Origin of the sequence: Blautia sp. HCP28S3_G10 (genome assembly GCF_052065235.1) — a bacterium.
Classification (GTDB): Bacteria; Bacillota; Clostridia; order Lachnospirales; family Lachnospiraceae; genus Blautia_A.
Genome location: NZ_JBQHUL010000006.1, coordinates 59720 through 79743, shown reverse-complemented (window position 1 = coordinate 79743; position 20024 = coordinate 59720). Strand labels below are relative to the sequence as shown.

17 protein-coding genes are annotated in these 20024 nt (G+C 41.2%); 12 read left to right on the top strand and 5 right to left on the bottom strand.

Annotated features, from left to right (window positions below):
• Positions 1–40: 40 nt before the first annotated feature.
• Both ACTNB8_RS04595 and ACTNB8_RS04590 read right to left on the bottom strand, forming a co-directional pair.
• On the bottom strand, positions 41–1897 hold the full coding sequence (locus ACTNB8_RS04595; RefSeq protein WP_441052688.1) for a sensor histidine kinase: 1857 nt from the start codon (positions 1895–1897) through the stop codon (positions 41–43).
• Complete coding sequence (locus ACTNB8_RS04590) at positions 1894–3450, bottom strand: response regulator transcription factor (RefSeq protein WP_441052686.1); 1557 nt, start codon at positions 3448–3450, stop codon at positions 1894–1896. Before ACTNB8_RS04590 ends, ACTNB8_RS04595 begins: the two co-directional genes overlap by 4 nt.
• A 307-nt stretch (positions 3451–3757) precedes the next feature.
• Between ACTNB8_RS04590 and ACTNB8_RS04585 the strand changes: the two genes are divergently transcribed.
• The 9 genes from ACTNB8_RS04585 (at position 3758) to ACTNB8_RS04545 (ending at position 14919) form a co-directional block, all read left to right on the top strand.
• A complete protein-coding gene (locus tag ACTNB8_RS04585; RefSeq protein WP_441052684.1) occupies positions 3758–5263 on the top strand; it encodes a sugar ABC transporter ATP-binding protein in 1506 nt (501 codons plus the stop codon).
• On the top strand, positions 5263–6258 hold the full coding sequence (locus tag ACTNB8_RS04580; protein ID WP_441052682.1) for an ABC transporter permease: 996 nt from the start codon (positions 5263–5265) through the stop codon (positions 6256–6258). The genes ACTNB8_RS04585 and ACTNB8_RS04580 overlap by 1 nt, the downstream gene beginning before the upstream one ends.
• Positions 6259–6260: 2 nt before the next feature.
• Positions 6261–7268 carry an ABC transporter permease gene (locus ACTNB8_RS04575; protein WP_441052681.1) on the top strand — a complete coding sequence of 336 codons (1008 nt, stop codon included), beginning with the start codon at positions 6261–6263 and terminating at the stop codon, positions 7266–7268.
• An 88-nt stretch (positions 7269–7356) separates the two neighbouring features.
• Positions 7357–8385 carry a substrate-binding domain-containing protein gene (locus ACTNB8_RS04570; RefSeq protein WP_441052680.1) on the top strand — a complete coding sequence of 343 codons (1029 nt, stop codon included), beginning with the start codon at positions 7357–7359 and terminating at the stop codon, positions 8383–8385.
• 87 nt (positions 8386–8472) lie between these two features.
• Positions 8473–9456 carry an AraC family transcriptional regulator gene (locus tag ACTNB8_RS04565; RefSeq protein WP_441052678.1) on the top strand — a complete coding sequence of 328 codons (984 nt, stop codon included), beginning with the start codon at positions 8473–8475 and terminating at the stop codon, positions 9454–9456.
• Positions 9457–9471: 15 nt separating this feature from the next.
• The gene (locus ACTNB8_RS04560; protein WP_441052676.1) at positions 9472–11157 is read left to right on the top strand and encodes a hypothetical protein; all 1686 of its coding nucleotides are present in this window, start codon (positions 9472–9474) and stop codon (positions 11155–11157) included.
• On the top strand, positions 11144–12439 hold the full coding sequence (locus ACTNB8_RS04555) for a sensor histidine kinase (protein WP_441052674.1): 1296 nt from the start codon (positions 11144–11146) through the stop codon (positions 12437–12439). The genes ACTNB8_RS04560 and ACTNB8_RS04555 overlap by 14 nt, the downstream gene beginning before the upstream one ends.
• Positions 12436–13077, top strand: a complete 642-nt coding sequence (locus tag ACTNB8_RS04550; RefSeq protein WP_441052672.1) for a response regulator — start codon at positions 12436–12438, stop codon at positions 13075–13077. The genes ACTNB8_RS04555 and ACTNB8_RS04550 overlap by 4 nt, the downstream gene beginning before the upstream one ends.
• Positions 13078–13173: 96 nt before the next feature.
• Positions 13174–14919, top strand: a complete 1746-nt coding sequence (locus tag ACTNB8_RS04545) for a hypothetical protein (RefSeq protein WP_441052671.1) — start codon at positions 13174–13176, stop codon at positions 14917–14919.
• A gap of 60 nt (positions 14920–14979) precedes the next feature.
• Here ACTNB8_RS04545 and ACTNB8_RS04540 read toward each other — a convergent pair whose 3' ends face one another.
• From ACTNB8_RS04540 to ACTNB8_RS04530, 3 genes are read right to left on the bottom strand one after another with little or no spacing between them, the layout of a single operon-like run.
• The gene (locus ACTNB8_RS04540) at positions 14980–15192 is read right to left on the bottom strand and encodes a hypothetical protein (RefSeq protein ID WP_296155177.1); all 213 of its coding nucleotides are present in this window, start codon (positions 15190–15192) and stop codon (positions 14980–14982) included.
• A 22-nt stretch (positions 15193–15214) separates the two neighbouring features.
• Positions 15215–16189, bottom strand: coding sequence for a choloylglycine hydrolase (gene bsh, locus ACTNB8_RS04535; RefSeq protein WP_441052669.1), 975 nt, complete (start codon positions 16187–16189; stop codon positions 15215–15217).
• A 14-nt stretch (positions 16190–16203) separates the two neighbouring features.
• Positions 16204–16737, bottom strand: a complete 534-nt coding sequence (locus ACTNB8_RS04530; protein WP_441052667.1) for a DUF3877 family protein — start codon at positions 16735–16737, stop codon at positions 16204–16206.
• 182 nt (positions 16738–16919) lie between these two features.
• On the opposite strand from ACTNB8_RS04530, the gene ACTNB8_RS04525 reads away from it, so the two are divergent.
• The 3 genes from ACTNB8_RS04525 to ACTNB8_RS04515 all read left to right on the top strand — a co-directional run bounded on the left by ACTNB8_RS04525 (position 16920) and on the right by ACTNB8_RS04515 (position 19859).
• Positions 16920–18407, top strand: coding sequence for a citrate/2-methylcitrate synthase (locus ACTNB8_RS04525; protein ID WP_441052666.1), 1488 nt, complete (start codon positions 16920–16922; stop codon positions 18405–18407).
• Positions 18408–18434: 27 nt separating this feature from the next.
• On the top strand, positions 18435–19499 hold the full coding sequence (gene trpS / locus ACTNB8_RS04520) for a tryptophan--tRNA ligase (protein ID WP_441052664.1): 1065 nt from the start codon (positions 18435–18437) through the stop codon (positions 19497–19499).
• A 96-nt stretch (positions 19500–19595) separates the two neighbouring features.
• Positions 19596–19859: a hypothetical protein gene (locus ACTNB8_RS04515; protein ID WP_441052662.1), complete on the top strand. Its 264-nt coding sequence runs from the start codon at positions 19596–19598 to the stop codon at positions 19857–19859.
• Positions 19860–20024: the final 165 nt, after the last annotated feature.

Below are 20024 nucleotides of genomic sequence, written 5' to 3'. Positions count from 1 at the left end.
ACACATATTCAAAAAGTAAAAAAAGCATTCTGGCATAAGCTCAGAATGCTTTTTTTGAACTGTTTTTATCAATAACCAGTGACTGTCTGTGTGCCGGGATACGGATTTCAACTTCTGTGCCCTGCCCTGGAACACTTGAATAGTGGAGTCCGTACTGATCCCCATACAGAATCTGCAGCCTCCGGTGTGTATTGTAGACTGCAATATTGGTGCCTCCGGAAGAACTCTGGCCCTCACCGGAGACGATCGTTGCAAGTTTATCCGGGGAAATCCCCACACCGTCATCAGAAACCAGAAGAACAATATCACTGTCTTCCATCCAGCCGGTGAGAACGATGGTACCGGATTTACTGCTTTTTTCGAGAATACCGTGAAGTACAGCGTTTTCAACAACGGGCTGCAGAGTCAGTTTCGGAATCTGGTATTCTGTCAGTTCATCCGGAATGTCAGATACAAAAGAGATACTGTCATGATATCTCATGTTCTGGAGATCCACATAAATAGAAACATGTTCTTCTTCTTTCCCAATAGTGCTGACACTCTTTTTGCGGCTAAGTGTTAGTTTGTAAAATCGTGAAAGTTTCTGGACAGCATCTGAGACTTCGGAATTACGGCCCTGCAGGGCAAGCCAGTTAATCATATCCATAGTGTTATAAAGAAAATGAGGATTGATCTGAGCCTGAAGAGAATTAAATTCTGCAATTCTGAGTTCTTCGGCAGATTTTACCTGCTCTTCCATAAGCTTGTCCATTTTGCGTGTCATGTAATTATAGGTGTCAATGAGATCACCGACTTCATCATGGTAGACAGGGCTGTCCATGGGCATCAATGTTCCCTGACGTACTTTGCTCATCTGATGGATAACAGAGGAAATGCGGTTTGTTACCGAATGAGTCATAAAGTGAGAAAACAGGAGAGCTACCACAAGGAATACTCCGAATAACAGGAAATACTGAATCATAATGATATTACTCTGACGGATCAGAGGGCCGGACGGAAGTACAGTTACCATGAACCAGCCAGGCTGTTTGATATTATAAAAACCGGCGTAAATTTTGTTATTCAGAATCTCACGTTCAATGAAATTGTTGGAGGACATAAAAGAATCCTCAATTGTGCTGTAATCCAGCCAGTAGATTCCGGAGAGTGATTCATCAGAAGATGCAACAGTGGCATTTCTGTCATTGATGATGTAGGAAACACTTCCGGACAGTGTCAGGTTTTTCTGAAGAATATCCGTAAATTCGTCATTGGAAAAATAAGTGGCAATATATGCCTGGTAGGCATTCTTTTGATAATAAAAAGTGGTCGAAGTAATATATGCCATATTTCCATATGTTTTCTGCTCCTGCTGCCCAAGGTAGAAAGGAGGACAGTAAAGAGAAGAACAGTTTGTACCCTGAAAAATACCATACCAGTAAGTTCCATATGCTTTGCTCATAGGCGAGAAATAATCCATGGTCAGTTTATCCTGAAAAAGCTGCATGGAGGTCTGAGGAAGATCAATAAAAATCTGAAGTCCGGAAATATCTCCATCATTTATTAGCCCTGTTACCTGGTCATGAAAATCTTTAGCTTCCTCAGAATTCTGAAACATGGTAAAAGGAGAATTTACCGGTTTGTGGAACAATGTCTGGAAGAAGGGAAGGTCTGTGATCGTATCATGTGCGTCAATAATTTCCTGGAGTGATTCTTCGATCAGGGGAGCAGTTTTTGCTGATAAATCCTGTTCCTGACGGATCGTGTAGGAAACGACCATTTCATAAAGCTTACCGTAAAAAAAGATTCCCATAAGAAGGACCGGTATGGTCACCGTTACAACCAGAATCAGGGTGAATTTGGATTCCAGCTTCATATCTCCGAAATTCTGGCGGATTTTTTTGAAGATAAAATTCATTGCATATTTTTCTCCCTGTATTCTGAGGGTGAAAGCCCACTGTATTTTTTGAAACTTTTGCCGAAATAATTCCCGTCACTGTAACCGACTCTTGAGGAAATATCGGAAATTTTGTATCTCGCATCTCTGAGAAGCAGTTTTGCTTTTTCCATACGAAATTCTGTAAGATACTGATTCAGTGTCTGACCGGTTTCATTTTTAAAGAAGGTACAGACATAGGAGGTGGAAAGAAATACATGAGAACTGATATCTTTTACAGAAAGGGTTTCGTTCATGTAATTTTTACCGATATATTCTTTGATCATAAAAATTGTCGGATTTTCTTCTGAGGCAGAGGCTGCCTTATGGAAAAAATCAGCGGTTTTTTCTGAAAGAATCTGATGAAGATCCTGAAAAGAAAAACAGCCTTCGATCATCTCTGCGATACTGTCTTTTGTGCCGTCTCCGGTAATCTTCTGCTGGCGGTATGCTTCCTCAATGCAAAGAAAGAGTCTGTAATAAAGATCTTTTACCGGATTTTGCAGGTAGTTGTGGTTCTGATAAAAAGCATTAAAAAGCTGTTCAAGTATCTGGGAAGAATTTTCCTGGTCTCCATGGGAGAGTGCATCAGAAAAAGTTTTTTCCACAGAACCGGAAAAAATATCAGAAGTGCTGTCAGGTGAAGTCTGCAGCAGTTCAGAAGTCAGCAGTATTCCCGGTGTAAAAAAGAAACTGCTCTGCAACAGAATAACTGCAGAAGAATAAGACTGGTAAGCCCTTGAAATTCCGCACAGAACATCGCCCTGTGCCATACAGAATTTGCCGTATCCGGAAAAATAGTCTTTCAGGTATTGACCGGCTGCTGAGAGTGCCTGGGATTGAGGACGGCTCTGGCTGATAAGAAAATATACCAGATAACGGGATTTTTTTTCAATGTAAATACAGTTGATCCGGTATTCTGACATAAAATTCTGAAAATCCTGACAAAAAGATACAAGTGATGTAGTGGTAGATTCCAAAGAAGTATCTGTTTTTACAACATAAGATGTAAAATAAGTGGCATTACCGAGAGAAAGCTGAAGTTCAGTGGCAAGATGCTCAATAGCTTCTGAATTACCGGCATAGGGAAGTGTCAGCTGTAATGCCAGGTTTGAGGCGGTCTCCAGAGAATGCATAGTCTCGCCTCTATGAGAATGCTGTTTCTGAATGTAAGTATCACATGCTTCCTGGATTGCAGCTTCTATTTCAGATGGTTTCAGAGGCTTTTCGATATAATTAACAGCCTTGAGTTTGATAGCTGCCTTGAGGTATTCTTTGTCAGAATATCCACTCATAAAGATAGGAACCATGTCCGGAAGAAATTTTTCCATACGTTCCAGCATGGTGATGCCGTCCATTCTGGGCATACGGACATCACAGAGGATAATCTCAGGCTTATGGAGGCGTGCCATTTCAAGACCATTCACACCGTCATCTGCTTGAAAAACTTCTGTGATCCCGAGAGAATCCCAGTTGATGGAACTGATCACACCTGTTCGTGTAAGCTCTTCATCGTCTACGATTAGTAATTTCATATATTTCTCCATAGTATTGTGATACATAAATTTTTTGGTCGTAATAAGTATAACATATAAAAAAGTGCTTTGCTATCGGGAATTACCATGAAATATATATACCATAAAATGCTGCGAAATCAATAACAAATGACAAACAAATATCAATGTATATGTCAAAAATGGAGAGAGCAGAGATGTTCCCTCCGAATTTTTTGTGCATATAAGTGCAAAATATTTTACCCCATTTCAAAATATATTCCTGTATTAAAAAAAATACATCAATGTTAAAATATATTCAAGATTTAGGAAAAGGGAGGAAAGAGCCGTGTCTGAATATGTTCTTGAGTTAAAAGGCATAACAAAGATATTTCCGGGTGTAAAGGCACTGAACAATGTACAGTTCCAGTTAAAACCTGGTGAGGTTCACGCACTTATGGGTGAGAACGGTGCAGGTAAATCAACCTTCATCAAAGTTATCACCGGTGTACATAAGGCAGAAGAAGGCGAAATGTTCTTAAATGGACAGAAGGTGGATTTCAAAGGACCGAAAGATGCACAGGCAGCAGGTATTGCAGCTGTTTACCAGCATCCGACATCTTATCCGCATCTGACCGTTGCAGAAAATATTTTCATGGGACACGAGATCATCAAACACAAAATGATCCAGTGGAAAGCCATGAACACAGAAGCAAATAAACTTCTGAAACAGCTGGATGCAGATTTTGATGCAACAGCAGAAATGGGTACTTTAAGTGTTGCTCAGCAGCAGATGGTAGAAATTGCAAAAGCAATGTCAACTAATGCAAGAATTATCATTCTTGATGAGCCTACAGCAGCACTGACAAGATCTGAATCTGAAAAACTCTATACACTGGTTGATAAGCTGAAGGCTGACGGAGTTTCCATTATTTTTATTTCTCACAGATTTGAAGATATGTATCGCCTGGCTTCCCGCGTTACAGTATTCCGTGATTCACAGTACATCGGAACATATGATGTAGACGGAATCACAAATGCTGATCTTATCAAGGCCATGGTTGGTCGTGAGATCAAGGATCTGTTCCCGAAACCGGAAGTTAAACTTGGCGATGAGATGCTGAGAATCGAAAATCTTTCCAGAACAGGTTTCTTCAAAGAGGTATCTTTTGAAGTACGTGCAGGTGAGATCCTCGGACTTACAGGCCTTGTAGGTGCAGGACGTACAGAGACAGTAGAAGCTGTATGCGGTATCACAAAACCGGATTCCGGTAAAGTTTACCTGGAAGGTAAAGAAATACATATTAAACAGCCGTCTGAAGCAATGGAAAAAGGTATCATTCTTCTTCCTGAAGACCGTCAGAAAGAAGGTCTGATTATGAGCTGGGGACTTGGAAGAAACGTAACACTTCCTACCATCAGCAAATATGCAAAGGGCGGAATTAACGACGAAAAGACAGAACGTGATCTTGCAAAGAAACTTCTGGAAGAAGTTGATACAAAAGCAGTTGATATTTTCCAGCCTGCAAGTTCTCTTTCCGGTGGTAACCAGCAGAAAGTCGTTGTTGCCAAGGCATTAAGCCAGGAAATGAAAGTTGTTATCATGGACGAACCTACAAAGGGTGTTGATGTAGGTGCCAAGGCTGAGATTTATGCAATCATGGGTGACCTTGCAAAGAAAGGTTATGCGATCATTCTGATCTCTTCTGAAATGCCTGAAATTCTTGGTATGGCAGACAGAATCGTTGTAATGTGCAATGGACGCAAGACAGGCGAACTGAGCCGTAGCGAAGCAACACAGGAAAGAATCCTTGAACTTGCTATGGAAAAAGGTCATACAGGGGGTGCCAAATAATGGAAAAGAAATCAGTTATGAAAAAGATTACAGGCTCCCGTGAAGCACTGCTCGCAATTGTCCTGATTATTCTTTTTGTAATCATTACAGCAATCAATCCATCTTTCCTGACGCCTAAGTCACTGATGGATATGCTTAAAAACAACGCAGTAACAATGGTAATGTCACTTGGTATGCTCTGTGTAATGCTTGTTGGCGGAATCGATATTTCTATTATGTCAACACTTGCACTTTCGGGTATGAGCATTGGTATGCTGTTGAAATATGAACATATTTCCAGCACAGCACTTGCATTTGTGATCGCACTTGCAATCGGTGTTGTCTGTGGAGTTGTTGTTGGTCTCATTATTTCCAGAGCTGACGTACCTCCGATCATTGCAACCATGGGCTTCATGTATATCTACCGTGCACTTGGCTATCAGGTATCCCACGGTGGTGAATGGGCAAGTGCAGCAGCACTTGGTGAGTTCAAGAATTTTGCAACAACAAAATTCCTCGGACTGAATGCAGTAATCTGGGTAATCATTGTATGTTATGTATTTTTCTTCTGGTTTATGAAATGGACCAGAACAGGCCGTATGATCTATGCAGTCGGAAGTAATCCGAGTGCAGCAGAAGTATCCGGTATCAATGTAAAAAATATCAAACTTCTTGTTTATACTATCATGGGATTTCTTGCAGGTCTTGGCGGAGCTCTTCAGGTTTCCGTATATGCATCTGCAATGCCTGATATGCAGTACGGCGGTGAGATGGACGTTATCGCAGCCTGCGTTATCGGTGGTGTAAGCATGAGTGGTGGACGTGGTACTGTAGTAGGTGCTTTACTTGGTTCTCTGATCCTTGCAACAATCGCAAAAGCACTTCCACTGATCCCGTTCTTCAACCAGTTATGGCTGAACACTATCAAGGGCGTTATTATCCTTGTGGTAGTAGTAATGAACGTAATCCTGCAGCGTATCGCTGACAAGAATGCACTGAAAGGAAGGGAGATGTAATCATGGCTGGAAAATCTGGAAGAAGTATTAATAATGTGCCGGAAAGCCCAGTGAAGAAGATGATCTTTTCCTGGGAGGGAATCCTTGTCCTGCTGTTTATTGCAGTCAATATTTTCTGTGCAATGTTTTCTGAGTATTACAACCTGAGCAGTCTGCTCCGTCAGATGCCGGTTTATCTGGCAGAAGTATTTATGATGTTGCCAATGGCATACATTCTGGTACTTGGTGAGATTGATATCTCCGTAGGTGCTATCGTGTGTCTCTCTGCAACAATGAGCTGTATTGTCTGCAATACAAATGCTCCGTTTATCGTAGTAGTTATCACAGCACTTGGTGTTGGTACAATCTGTGGTGCAATCAATGGATTTATTCTTACAAAATTCCAGGAACTGCCACCAATGATCGTTACACTGGCAACACAGATCATCTTCCGTGGTATCTCCGAAATCGTTCTTGGAAGTGGTGGAAGTATTTCAGCAAGCAACACAGACGGCTTCCGTGCAATTGGCGGCAAAGTTGGAAATGTTCCTTATATCCTGTTCCTTGTAGTGATCCTTTCCGTGATCTTTGCAGTAATCTTAGGTAAAAGCACATTTGGACGCCGTGTATATGCAATCGGTACTAACCGTCTTACAGCATATTATTCTGGAGTTCATGTACAGAAGATACGTTTCATCATCTACACTGTCATGGGTACAGTTTCCGGACTGTGTGCATTGTTCCTTGTTTCTTCTTCATACGGTGCAAACACAACAACAGGTAACGGATTTGAAATGGATGCTATCGCAATGGCAGTATTTGGTGGTATCTCCTCTACAGGTGGTAAAGGTAATATCGCAGGTGGATTTATTTCCGCATTCATTATCGTTTGCCTTCGTGTAGGGCTTGGCCAGAGAAATGTCAATGCACAGGTAATCCTGCTGATCATCGGTGTTCTTCTGATCGCAGCAGTAGCTCTTCCGAATATCATCGGAAATATAAAACGTTCTCTGAGCGTAAAGAAAAATTAATACAATTTAATAATGCAAGCCGACTGCTTTCTTGTAGCAGGAAAGCAGTTGCAAATAAAAAACTATATTTCCAAGGGAGGAAAACAAAATGAACAAAAAAATTATCAGCGCACTTCTTTGTGGAGCAATGGTACTTGGCTGTGCAGCACCTGTAATGGCAGATGACAAAGCAGGCGACGGACAGAAAATCGCACTGGTTGGTAAATCAGCAGGTAACGCATTCTTCGAAATCGCAGCAAAAGCATTCAAAGAAACAGCAGAAGCTGAAGGTGCAACAGTAGATGTTGTATATCCGGAAGCAGCAACAGCTGACGCTCAGATTAAAGTTCTTGATAACCTGATCTCCCAGCAGCCGGATGCAATCTGCATCTCCGCAAACGATGTTAATGCGCTTCAGGCTAAACTGGAAGAAGCTATGGATGCTGGAATCAAAGTTTCTTCTTTCGACTCCGCTCCGAACAAAGACAGCCGTCAGGTATTCGTAAACCAGGCTGGTACACAGGCTGTTGGACAGGCTCTTATGGACGCAGTTCTTGATATCTCCGGTGGAGAAGGACAGTTCGCTATCCTTTCTGCAACATCTCAGTCTGCAAACCAGAACGCTTGGATCGATGCTATGAAATCCATCATGGAAGGCGATGAGAAATACAGCAAACTGGAACTTGTAGAAGTAGCTTATGGTGATGATGAACCTCAGAAATCTACAGACCAGACAGCAGCTCTTCTTCAGAACTATCCGGATCTGAAAGTTATCTGCGCACCTACAACAGTTGGTATTGCAGCAGCAGCTAAATACCTTCAGGATAACGAATCTTCCTGCAAACTGACAGGTCTTGGACTTCCTTCTGAAATGCAGGAATATACAGGTGATGATGATGCTCATTCCTGCCCATACTTCTATCTGTGGGATATGGAAGGCCTTGGAAATCTTTCCGCATATGCAACAATGGCACTTGTAAAAGGTGACATCACTGGAGCACTTGACGAAACATTTACAGCTGGTGATATGGGTGAATTCACAATCACAGAAGCTGATGATGAAGGAACAGAAATCGTTCTTGGCGAGCCACTTCAGTTCACACCAGACAACGTTGCTGATTACGCAAAACTGTACTAATCAGAAGCGGGCATTATTAATAAGATAATTCCTTAAAAGAGGGCGGGAGTCTATGACTTCCGCCTTTTTTGGAGAAAGAGAGAATTTATGCAGCGTGCGTTACTTGATCAACTGAAAATAATAACAGAGGAAGAGCGGAAAATACTGGATGGAGTTGCAGAGGTGGACAGAGATCTGTATACTTCAGGGTGTGACTTTATCGTGGACAGTGCCAAGATGTTTAATGAGGGAAAACTGATCACAGTCCGCACGCATACCCGGTTTATTCATTTTCCTGCACACAGACATAACTTTATAGAGGTGCTTTATGTTTGTCAGGGGAAACTTGTCAACATTATCGGTGGAAAAGAAGTTGTCATTCAGAAAGGGGAACTCCTTTTTCTGAATCAGTTTACACGCCATGAGATCCTTCCGGCAGGAAAGGATGACATTGCGATTAATTTTATGATCCTTCCGGAATTTTTTGATGTGGCGTATACGATGGCAGGAAATAATAATGTTCTGGCAGATTTTCTGGTAAATGTTCTGCGTCAGGATGAAGAACGTGGAGAATATCTGCATTTCAGGGTTGCAGAGGTACTTCAGATCCAGAATCTCCTTGAGAATATGATCTATTCACTGGTGACTGGAAAAGGAGATCAGAATAAGATAAATCAGACGACGATGGGACTTATTTTTCTTTATCTGCTGGATTCTGTGCAGTATGTGGAGATGAGAGTTCCGAATCAGTACGAAAACATGATTTCCATGACAACTCTGGAATATATTGAACAGCAGTATAAAACAGCCACACTGACAGAATTATGTGAACAGCTCCACCTGCCTATGCATACATTAAGTAAAATGATAAAAAAAAGTACAGGATTTAATTTCAAGGAGCTTCTTCAGAGGAAACGCCTGAATAAGGCGGTGGAGCTGATGTGTGAGACAGATCTCCCAATCAATGATGTGATCGCGGCAGTAGGATATGAGAATAACAGTTATTTTCACAGGGTCTTTAAGGAACACTATCATATGACTCCGAGGGCATTTCGGGTGGCAAACAGCAGCAAAAAACAGGTTCATCTATGACAGGATGGAGGATTTATGTACAGTAGCCGCAAAACAAAAATTCTGAATATAATCTGTGTATTACTGGTTCTGATGACTGGTGTGATCCGTCTGACCAGAGATTCATATCGTCTGGTTTCCAGTAATATTCTGATATTTTTTCTGTTCATCCTGGCAGCTCTGATCTGGCTTGTGCAGATCAGACGAAGAGTTATCCGACAGGAAGAAAGAAAATATCTTGAATTGACAGCTGTACTGCTTTTATTTCTTATTATTATAAAAACAATAAAATACGTTTTTTTACCCTCAGGCAGTTGTTTCAGCAGATATATATGGTATCTTTATTATTTTCCACAGACATTTATTGTTATGTCGATGCTGTTTGCGGTACTTCATACAGGACTTGCCTGTGGTACACAGATGAATCGAAGATGGAAACTTCTGTACATACCAGCATCAGTAATCACAGGAGGTATTCTCACAAATGATATCCATCAGCTGGCTTTTTCTTTCCCACAGGGAATAGAAATGTGGGAGGAAAATTACGTGCATGGTCCGCTGTACTTTGTGTCGATTGCCTGGCTGATTCTCCTCTTTGTGATCATAATTGTGATCGCACTGCGCAGATGTGCTACAACGGAAAACAGAAGTAATATCTGGATGCCGATTATACCACTGGCAATCGGAATGATCTATGTGGTTTTATTTTTAGTGAACCGTGATGGTGTTTTTCACAGGTTATTTAAAACTACAGAAGTAATCGGTTTTATATTTCCGGCATTTATGGAAGCACTCATCCAGGCCGGACTTTTTCCTACAAATGACGGTTATGGGAATATGTGGAAAATATTCGGACTTCATGGCGGAATTATTGATAATGAGGGTAGATTTCATTTTGAATCAGAGAGCAGCATTTCAGTTTCAAACGATATGATCAGAGAAGCACAAGCGGCACCTGTTATGCTTCAAAACGGTAATCTGGCGCTTCGAAGTCATGCGATTGGGGGCGGTTATGTTTACTGGCTCAAAGATCTGACTGAGATCAATGAGGTAAACAATAAACTTGCTGAACTTGGAAAAATTCTTGAAGAAGACAATGCACTGCTTCAGGAAGAAAAGAAAATTGCCGAAAATAAGACGCAGATCCAGCTGCAGAACAGAATTTACGACAGCATATACAGTCAGATCGCACCACAGCTGAAACATCTGGAGAATATCCTCGATACACTTCCGGATGAAGAGGAGGCTTTTGAAGAAAAAATGAAATACGGCGCCGTACTGGTTGTCTATATTAAAAGATGCTCAAATCTGATTCTTTTGATGCACCAGAAAGAGAAAATATCGACAGGAGAACTGCAGATCGCAATTGAAGAATCTCTGCATTATATCAGACTATACGGTGTGCGGTCAATTGGAAGCATTGACAGTAATATGGAACTCTCGGGCAGCAGGATCCTTTTTCTATATACATTTTTTGAGAATGTTGCAGAGCGTATTATTGGCAACTGCAGTGCTTGGCTTATTAATCTTGAGTGTTCAGAAGACATTTGTTTACGAATTGAAGCGCAGGTTAAAGATCTGGTTATTCCTGTGGATTTTATGCATGACAGAATAGAAGAATTCGCCGGAATTCTTCAGATAGAAAATGAACAGGATGCGACATTTATAACACTGACATTGCCGGTGAGAGTGCCGGCTGAGGATAAAAATGACATTGTTTAGTGAGTTGCCGGTACTGATCCGGATAATAACAGGAATATATGAATTGCTCTTTGTGATCGCCTCAGCCTATATATTTATCAAAAACATAGTTAATGGAGAAAGAAGCATACTATGTATCTATTCGTTTCCGCCAATGGTATGTTCTGCAATTCTGCTCCAGGGTATGGCAGATCTTGAAGAGGATATGCTTCAGGGCGAAAGCAGGTCCTGGCTGGCGGGCTTGACAGGAAATCTTCCATGGTTTATTGTCATATTAATGGTTGCGGCAATGACTTTTTGGGAGGTAAATCTTCTTATAAAAAGTAAAAAGTTTAAAGACAGAGTACTCACAGCTGAGGCAGTGAAAGAGAGTCTTGATAATCTGCCGGATGGAATATGCTTTTCGACTGAAGGCGGTACACCGGTTCTCGTAAATGTTCAGATGAACCGACTGTGTGGAGAGATCCTGGATAGTGGAATTGTAAATGCAAAAGATATGTGGCACAGACTGCAGGCACGGGAAGGTTCGGCAGGCGTAAAATATATCAGAACAGAACCTGTAATCACAGTACAGCTTGAAGATGGAACGGTATGGGATTTCAGGCAGACAGTACTTACGGGGGGAAAAAAACGCATCAGGGAAATCGTAGCCTTTGAGGTGACGAGACAGTATGAGCTGAATCATAAACTAAGAGCCGAAAATGAACGGCTTCAAAAAATGAATCTGCGTCTCCAGGAGTTATGCCGGGAAATAGAAAAAATCACAAGAGAAAAAGAGATACTCGAGACCAGGATAAGAGTCCACGATGAGATCGGAAGGGCATTGCTGGTTTTTCAGATTTATCTTGCCAGGCCAGTCCGGAAGCGTAGTCGAAAAGACCTGCTTTTCTGGTGCAGATATATTGTAGTCGGAATAAAAAGCGGCACATTCAGCAATCCCGAGATAAATCTGGAGCGGATCGTAAGGGAAGCGAAGGATCTGGATATAAAGGTTATCTGTGAGGGAGAACTTCCGGAAGATATTATAGTCAGGGGGATTTTTCTGCGTGCATTAAAAGAGTGCATCAGCAACACGGTAAAACATGCCGGAGGTACTGAGGTGTTTTTCAGAATTATAAATAACAATAATAAGATATATGCGGAAATTACCAATAATGGTATTCAGCCATCCGGAAAAATCAGAGAAAAAGGCGGTCTCAAAAATCTCCGAAGCCTGGCTGAGACTGCAGGAGGAGAAATGAAGGTATCCGGAAACGGATCATTTATGTTAAGGCTGGAATTTCCGTGGGGAGAAGGAATTTGAAAAAAAGAGTAGTAGTGGTTGAAGATCAGTTTGTTGCAAGAGAGCTTTTCGGATTATATCTGAAAAACAGTGAACGTTATGAAATTGTGCGTTCCCTGGATACTGCGGCTCACCTGTCAGAAACGATTAAGAATGAGGCAGTAGACCTGGTCCTTATGGACATTCTGATGAATGATGAATCCAATGGGCTCGATGCATCGAAAGAATTAAAAAGACAGCGTCCTGCAATTAAGATCATTGCCATGACCTCCATGGCTGAGAATTCATGGTTAAAAAGAGCAAGAGAAATAGGGATAGACAGTTTCTGGTTCAAGGAATCTTCAAAAGAAACGATTCTTGAGGTTATGGATCGGACGATTGCAGGGGAATCTGTTTATCCTGACAGTCCGCCAAGAATCTGTCTCGGGATGTCAGATAATCTGGAATTTACAGACAGGGAGCTTGAAGTCCTTCGTGAGATGACCCGTGGAATGTCTAATTCTGCGATTGCAAAGGCACTCTGTATTTCAGAAAATACAGTAAAAGTGCATATCCAGCACATGCTCGACAAGACAGGGTTTGATAACAGAACAGAACTTGCGATAGAAGCGCGTGTCCGCGGAATCGTTGTGAGCATGGAAAAAGCAGATAACAGGTGATAATAATACTTTTGGGTGATGTTGAAATCCCTCCTTTATTATAAAATCAGAGTACGTAGAATTATGTGTTCTGATCATAGTAAAGGAGGGATTTGCATGAAGAGGATATTAAAGAAAACAGGAAGAATTGCAGTAGTTGCTGCAACACTGCTGATTATGCTTTTGGCATGCAGCACAGGGGTAAAGGCGGAGATAACACATCCGATAAACATTGTTGAAGGAGGCGAGGACCATTACAGCGTTTCGCCATATGATCTTTCAGGCGATTATAAAATAAAACTTGTAATAAAAAATAACTGCAATAAGAATCAGAAACTGAATATCAGCATAACCACGAAACGTACAAATGTCATTGTAGAGTCAGGAAGCAAACTTGCTGCATTTGCCAGCAGTAATGCTTCGACCGGGCTCAGCGACACCAAAACTTCCTATGTTATATTTGGACCTAATGAATCAGCAGAAATGTTGCTTGAATTCAAATCGTACTATGATGGAGGAACCAGCTGGGAAATCAATGCAGCAGCAACAGTACCGTTAAGTGATAATGGTGGTAAGAGTTTCGAACGGCCACAGCCGATTCCGCTTGCAGGACCAGTAGAGGGTGTACTTGGAAATGCTTCTAAACAGCCGGAATTATATTCAAGATATTTTTCAGTCTATACACCTAACCGTCGTTTTTTGAAGATTGATCTTCAGAGTGAGAGCAATAGTAAACAAATTGCATTATTTCTGACGAAGAATAATGATCCGAAGTTCAGACTGAGTCTGATCAAGGATATTCATGGAGCAAAGAAGAGCCATACAATTCTGCTTGATCCGGGAACTTATATTATTAAACTTGCTTATTTTTTTTCACCGGTAGAAGATTTCACCACCTATAAGATGAACCTGAGCGGAAGAGATTATATTCCTGCCAGGGGAGTCTCTCTTACCAGTTCACCGTCTAATCTGAATTTTGACAGCAGTATTGTAAAACAGGCGAAAACAGTAACATTTACAGCTACAACAATTCCAGCCAACAGTGATGATAAACTTGACAGCATCAGTTCCTCATGTCTTACCAGTGGGGACATCAGAGGCCGTAATTCAGCTACATTTACTATAACTGTCTGTGGTGATCGTTCAGGTTATTATAAGAGTGATTACGATCTGGTAAGTGTTAAGGCCAGCAATGGAGTAGTATCCAAAGCGCTTAATATTTTCATAAAACCGAAAAAGCCGGAAACGGATGGTTACAGTGTTTATTACAATAAGGTTCTCTGGAACTGTAATCAATACGGAGTACAATCAAAATCAGGCTGGAGTGCAAAAAATCCGGTAAAGGTTTATATGAAATCCGGAAAAAAATGGAAACTTAAAACAACACGTAAAGATGGCGGTAAGTTTACAATCAAGAAACTGAAACCAAACAAAAAATATCAGTTTAAATTCGTACAGCTGGCAAAGAATGCGAGCGGTCAGTGGATAGAAGGAGATCCTGCATACGTAAAGATCAAGACACCGAGAAAAACAAAACTCCCGATCCAGTCTATCAGCGTAGGAAAAGCTTATCTGAAACACAATTACAGATGGGAAAAATGGGGAAGCTCATGGAGATGGCGTAAATACACTTACACGAAGTTCTCAGTTACCGTACGTTTGAACAAGAAACTCCCGGGATTGAAATATATCAATATGTCAGGAGCGAAGATCAAGGGCAAAGGAAATAAATTTACAGTTTATGAGACAGTATACGGTAACAGAATCGGTAAGACATTTAAACTGATCATGACACCTTGTTATTCAAAAGACGATACAGGCGGATATGGACCTACGATCAAACGAACAATACGTATCAGATAACTGAAAGATAAAAAGGCCGCCACAGAATGCTGACCAACGCATTCTGTGGCGGCCTTTGATTTAATACAGATTCCTGATAAGTTCAATATCGGATGCCTTTACCTTAAGATTTGTTTCAATTACTTTGCCTTCGGCAGTTGTGAGTCTGATCTCAATCAGTGTGTCTTCTTTGACAGCAGTACCTGCTGCCTGAAGAAATTTGGGAAATTTGGGATGATTCTGGGTAAAAGTTGCCCAGGAGTTTTTTAATTGCATGATATTTCCTAAATTCATATAGTTACCTCGCTTTAGATATTTAATTCTGGAAATTAATCTGTTCCCCCTGAATTACCGGGTAACAGATAAGAGTATCATCGGTCAGATCTTCACGGTTCATATCTACGGCACTGATCTGGTGATTTTCGTAGGTGTTGTAATAGTAGATACCTTTGGTGGCATTGCAGCATGAAGTATAGAGTGTGATTTCATATTTGCCTTCGGCTACTTCACAGCATCCACGCTGCTGATCCACAGAGCCAAGGATGTGGAAAAACTGACTTACACTTTCTGACTCAGAATTGCCGGATAAAGAATGCAGCTTAGTAAAAGCAACCCGTACAAAGCGTGAAGCAGAAGAGAGATCGCCAGGAAGTCCGAGGGCTCCCATTCCACGACTGTATGCATTAAGGTCAAGTGCCTCAGAAAAAGTATTTACAGGCTGTTTTGGTGAAAGGTGCATATAATTGTTCAGCTGAAACATTTGCTGTGGAAAAGGCGGGTTGTTGGTCAGAACTCCAACTGGATTGTCATAAATATGGAGTCCGTCAGATGTGGATTCTACAGTAATACATGAATCAGCGTCTGATATGAGCCAGTGGAGCTGGGCAAGAGGAAGCTGCTCACTGAAAGGGGTGTTGACAAGATTCATGTGAGTAAGATAGGCGCGTACTTCTTTTACAGAAGCGCACTGACCCAGGATCCATGGAATAAATTCAAACTGTGCAATATTATCACAGCCTGATTTTACGTTCGCATAGGCTGCATTTCCGACAAAATTAAGACCTGCCATGCCAAGTCCTTTTTCGTTAATGCCGTCATAATAAAGAGGATAGTCGCCTGCCACATGTGCCATGCCGATCATTGCATAGTGGTTTTCAGGATAGTCTGCATGGCGGAATTTAAACTGATAATTACGTGGGGTAATAACAATCTGATCGCCATAGGAAAATTCATAATCGAGAGTTCTGCCGAAATAAAAATCTTCAGTCTTATAAGTTGCTGCAGTACACATATAATGCCTCCTTTTTAAAAATCAAAATCGTTGTAATCCTCTGGAAGAAAACGATGATAGATAATGTGACAGCCTTCGTCCTTAAAACAGTAATAATAAGGATCTTCCGGCCTGTCGGTAAAGCGGATCAGGCGGTCAAATTCACCGTTATTCATTTCTTCAGAGATAATATTCTCTGAATAAGTATGGAACAGATTCAGGATTTCATTCATGGTACAGTCATGTCTGGAAACCAGCTCTACAAGTCTGTGGATAAATTCATTGGGAGCTGTGTTTTCATGAACATAAACGGTTCCTTCCTGTGGAATATGAAAGCAGAAACGGTCACCTCTGTGGGAAACTTCAATCTGTCCGAGTTTGTCTGTGATGGATGTAGGAAGTCTCTCCAGACGTGCCTGCATTTCAGCGGCATTATCCTCTGAATCAAAAAAATGATTCAGGGATGAGAGAGGATAGTAAAGTCGGATATCTTCTTTGAAGAAACCAAGTTTTGCCTGCTCTTCCTTTATAATATCAATCAAGTTTTGTTTTAATTTATCAAAACTCATAGCAAACCTCCTGAAAAGTTAAATAACTGTAACATATTGTAGCAGAGAGGAACAAAAAATTCCACTGTTTACCTAAAATATTGAATGAAAATGTTGTTTTTTATTATTTATTCGTGTAAAATAGATTACAATTTAATTTTGTACAGTATTACAATATGAAAAACAGAACGGAGGAAAGAATAATGGCTGATCATGAAATGATGAACCTGGAGGAAATGGGAAACCTGAAAGAAAGCATGGTGCTCCTCCAGGAAGAACTTATAAATAATCATCGGATCGACCCGAACTTATATGTTGAATATGATGTAAAAAGAGGACTGCGTGATTCCGCCGGAAAAGGCGTTCTTACAGGTCTGACTGAAATTTCAGATGTAACAGGATATAATCTGATAAACGGACGTAATATACCGGCGCATGGACGTCTTTATTATCAGGGAATTAATGTGAATGAACTTGTTGAAGGCCTTGAAGGAAGAAAATTCGGATTTGAAGAGACAATTTATCTGCTTCTTTTCGGAAGACTGCCGTCTAAAACTGACATGGAAATGTTTACGGAAGTGATGGCAAATTTTGAAACACTTTCCGGACGCTTTGTACGTGACGTTGTTATGAAGGCATCAAACAAGGATATTATGAATGCAATGCAGAGATGTATTCTGACGTTATATACTTATGACTCAAAACCAGAAGATATCTCTGCAGAGAATGTTCTTCGCCAGTGCATTGAAATGATAGCGAAGCTTCCACTGATCGCTGTGTATTCCTATCATTCTTATTGTCATTTCCGTAAAGATGAGACATTGTTTATCCGCAATCCTCAGAAAGGACTTTCTCTTGCGGAAAATATTCTTTTGATGCTCCGCCCGGCTGGAAACTATACAGAACTGGAAGCCAAGGTACTGGACATTGCACTTATCCTTCATGCTGAGCATGGCGGTGGTAACAACTCCACATTCACTACTCATGTGGTTACTTCATCCGGCACAGATACATATTCTTCTGTAGCTGCATCTATCGGATCTCTTAAAGGTCCGCGTCATGGTGGTGCAAATCTGAAGGTTCAGGATATGTTTGAAGATATTGAGGCAAATGTCAAAAACTGGTCAGATGAAAAAGAAGTGGAAAACTATCTCCGTAAAATTCTGAACAGAGAAGCTTTTGACCGTACAGGTCTGATCTATGGTATGGGACATGCAGTTTATACACTGTCTGACCCGCGTGAGGTGATCCTTAAGAGATTTGCCCGTCAGCTTGCTGAAGAAAAGGGAATGATGAAAGAATTTGCTCTTTATGAAATGGTCGAGAGACTTGCAGGACGTCTGGTAATGGAGCAGCGAAAACTTTTTAAAAATGTATGCGCAAACGTAGACTTTTACAGTGGTTTCGTTTATACTATGCTTGGAATCCCCAAAGAGCTGTTTACACCAATTTTTGCAATTGCACGTATTCCGGGCTGGAGTGCTCATCGTCTGGAAGAAATCCTCAATGCAAGCAAAATCATACGTCCGGCATATAAATACGTAGGACATCACATGGATTTTATTCCATATGATGAGAGAACAGCAGAGGAAGGCTGCGAGGAAGTCCTCGAAAATCTTGAAAGTACATCAGCTGACTCAGGGGAAATTCAGGAAAATCTAATAGAAGAAAAGGCACAGCAGGAATCCTGACAGCTGTGCGCTGATGAGGAGAATAAAATGAAACAGATTATTTTAACAGGAGATCGTCCGACAGGGCGTCTTCATGTAGGGCATTATGTAGGCTCTCTGATGGAGAGAGTGAAACTTCAGAACTCCGGCGATTATGATGAAATCTATATTATGATCGCAGATGCACAGGCTCTGACAGATAATGCAGAACATCCGGAAAAAGTCCGCCAGAACATCATTCAGGTAGCACTTGATTATCTGGCATGCGGTATTGACCCGGAGAAGTCCACTATTTTTATCCAGTCCATGGTACCGGAGCTTACAGAACTTACTTTCTATTATATGAATCTTGTTACAGTAGCACGTGTACAGCGTAACCCTACTGTTAAGGCAGAAATCCAGATGAGAAACTTTGAGGCAAGCATTCCTGTCGGATTTTTCTGCTATCCGATCAGTCAGGCTGCTGACATCACTGCATTTAAGGCTACTCATGTACCGGTTGGTGAAGACCAGATGCCGATGATCGAACAGTGCAAAGAGATCGTTCATAAGTTCAATACTGTATACGGAGAGACTCTTACTGATCCTAAGATCGTTCTTCCGTCAAATAAGGCATGCCTGCGTCTGCCAGGTATCGACGGAAAGGCAAAAATGAGTAAATCTCTTGGCAACTGCATTTATCTTTCTGACGAAGAAGCAGATGTTAAGAAAAAAATCATGTCCATGTTCACTGATCCGAATCATCTTCGTGTGGAAGATCCGGGCCGTGTGGAAGGAAATCCTGTATTTATTTATCTGGAAGCATTCTGCAAACCGGAATATTTCCCGGAATTCCTTCCGGAATACCAGAATCTGGAAGAGCTGGAAGACCACTACAGAAGAGGCGGTCTTGGCGATGTAAAAGTCAAGAAATTCCTCAACAAAGTTATGCAGGCTGAACTTGGACCGATCCGCGAGAGAAGGAAACACTGGGAACAGCGTATCCCGGATGTGCTTGATATCCTGAAAGAGGGAAGTCGTGTTGCAGAAGCAAAAGCTGCAGAAACACTGAATGAAGTTAAGGCTTCCATGAAGATTAATTATTTTGACAGCGATCAGTCAGATATGTATTGATCTATAAATATGATTTATAGAAAACTGTTGTTTCGGCAGATGCCGGGGCAGCAGTTTTTTGTGCTTTCGGGTCAAAAATAAAAGGGGATACGAAATATGATCACTGCAAGAGAAAACATTTTAATGGCATATCATCATGAGGAACCATACTGGGTGCCGTCTCAATATCTTGATCAGAACACTTGCGTATATACTGCATCTCAGGAGGGAGCTCATGGATATGGGTGCAGACAGATTGATTGTTTTGGCGTTTCCTGGGATTTTCAGCCAGGAATGGAAGGACAGATGGTTACACCGGGAACAAAACGTCTGAATGACGTGACAGAATGGGAAGAATGGGAGTGGAAGAAGCTGCGGTAGACCTTCTCCTTGAACCTGAAGCAACAAATGATTTTTTGTATTATTTCACACATGTTGTTTTATGTGGGTTTGAACAATAAAAATAGTTGTTTGTTGACGAATTTGAATAAAATCACCTTGACATTGATTGGGAAAAAGAGTAAAATTTACAGTAAGACATAGAAG

Excerpts from the sequence above, each read along its gene's own strand:
- bsh (WP_441052669.1), bottom strand. The coding sequence starts at position 16,189 with ATGTGTACTGCAGCAACTTATAAGACTGAAGATTTTTATTTCGGCAGA.
- trpS (WP_441052664.1), top strand. The coding sequence starts at position 18,435 with ATGAAACAGATTATTTTAACAGGAGATCGTCCGACAGGGCGTCTTCAT.
- ACTNB8_RS04565 (WP_441052678.1), top strand. The coding sequence starts at position 8,473 with ATGCAGCGTGCGTTACTTGATCAACTGAAAATAATAACAGAGGAAGAG.
- ACTNB8_RS04525 (WP_441052666.1), top strand. The coding sequence starts at position 16,920 with ATGGCTGATCATGAAATGATGAACCTGGAGGAAATGGGAAACCTGAAA.
- ACTNB8_RS04545 (WP_441052671.1), top strand. The coding sequence starts at position 13,174 with ATGAAGAGGATATTAAAGAAAACAGGAAGAATTGCAGTAGTTGCTGCA.
- ACTNB8_RS04595 (WP_441052688.1), bottom strand. The coding sequence starts at position 1,897 with ATGAATTTTATCTTCAAAAAAATCCGCCAGAATTTCGGAGATATGAAG.
- ACTNB8_RS04570 (WP_441052680.1), top strand. The coding sequence starts at position 7,357 with ATGAACAAAAAAATTATCAGCGCACTTCTTTGTGGAGCAATGGTACTT.
- ACTNB8_RS04590 (WP_441052686.1), bottom strand. The coding sequence starts at position 3,450 with ATGAAATTACTAATCGTAGACGATGAAGAGCTTACACGAACAGGTGTG.
- ACTNB8_RS04580 (WP_441052682.1), top strand. The coding sequence starts at position 5,263 with ATGGAAAAGAAATCAGTTATGAAAAAGATTACAGGCTCCCGTGAAGCA.
- ACTNB8_RS04555 (WP_441052674.1), top strand. The coding sequence starts at position 11,144 with ATGACATTGTTTAGTGAGTTGCCGGTACTGATCCGGATAATAACAGGA.
- ACTNB8_RS04530 (WP_441052667.1), bottom strand. The coding sequence starts at position 16,737 with ATGAGTTTTGATAAATTAAAACAAAACTTGATTGATATTATAAAGGAA.
- ACTNB8_RS04515 (WP_441052662.1), top strand. The coding sequence starts at position 19,596 with ATGATCACTGCAAGAGAAAACATTTTAATGGCATATCATCATGAGGAA.
- ACTNB8_RS04575 (WP_441052681.1), top strand. The coding sequence starts at position 6,261 with ATGGCTGGAAAATCTGGAAGAAGTATTAATAATGTGCCGGAAAGCCCA.
- ACTNB8_RS04560 (WP_441052676.1), top strand. The coding sequence starts at position 9,472 with ATGTACAGTAGCCGCAAAACAAAAATTCTGAATATAATCTGTGTATTA.
- ACTNB8_RS04540 (WP_296155177.1), bottom strand. The coding sequence starts at position 15,192 with ATGAATTTAGGAAATATCATGCAATTAAAAAACTCCTGGGCAACTTTT.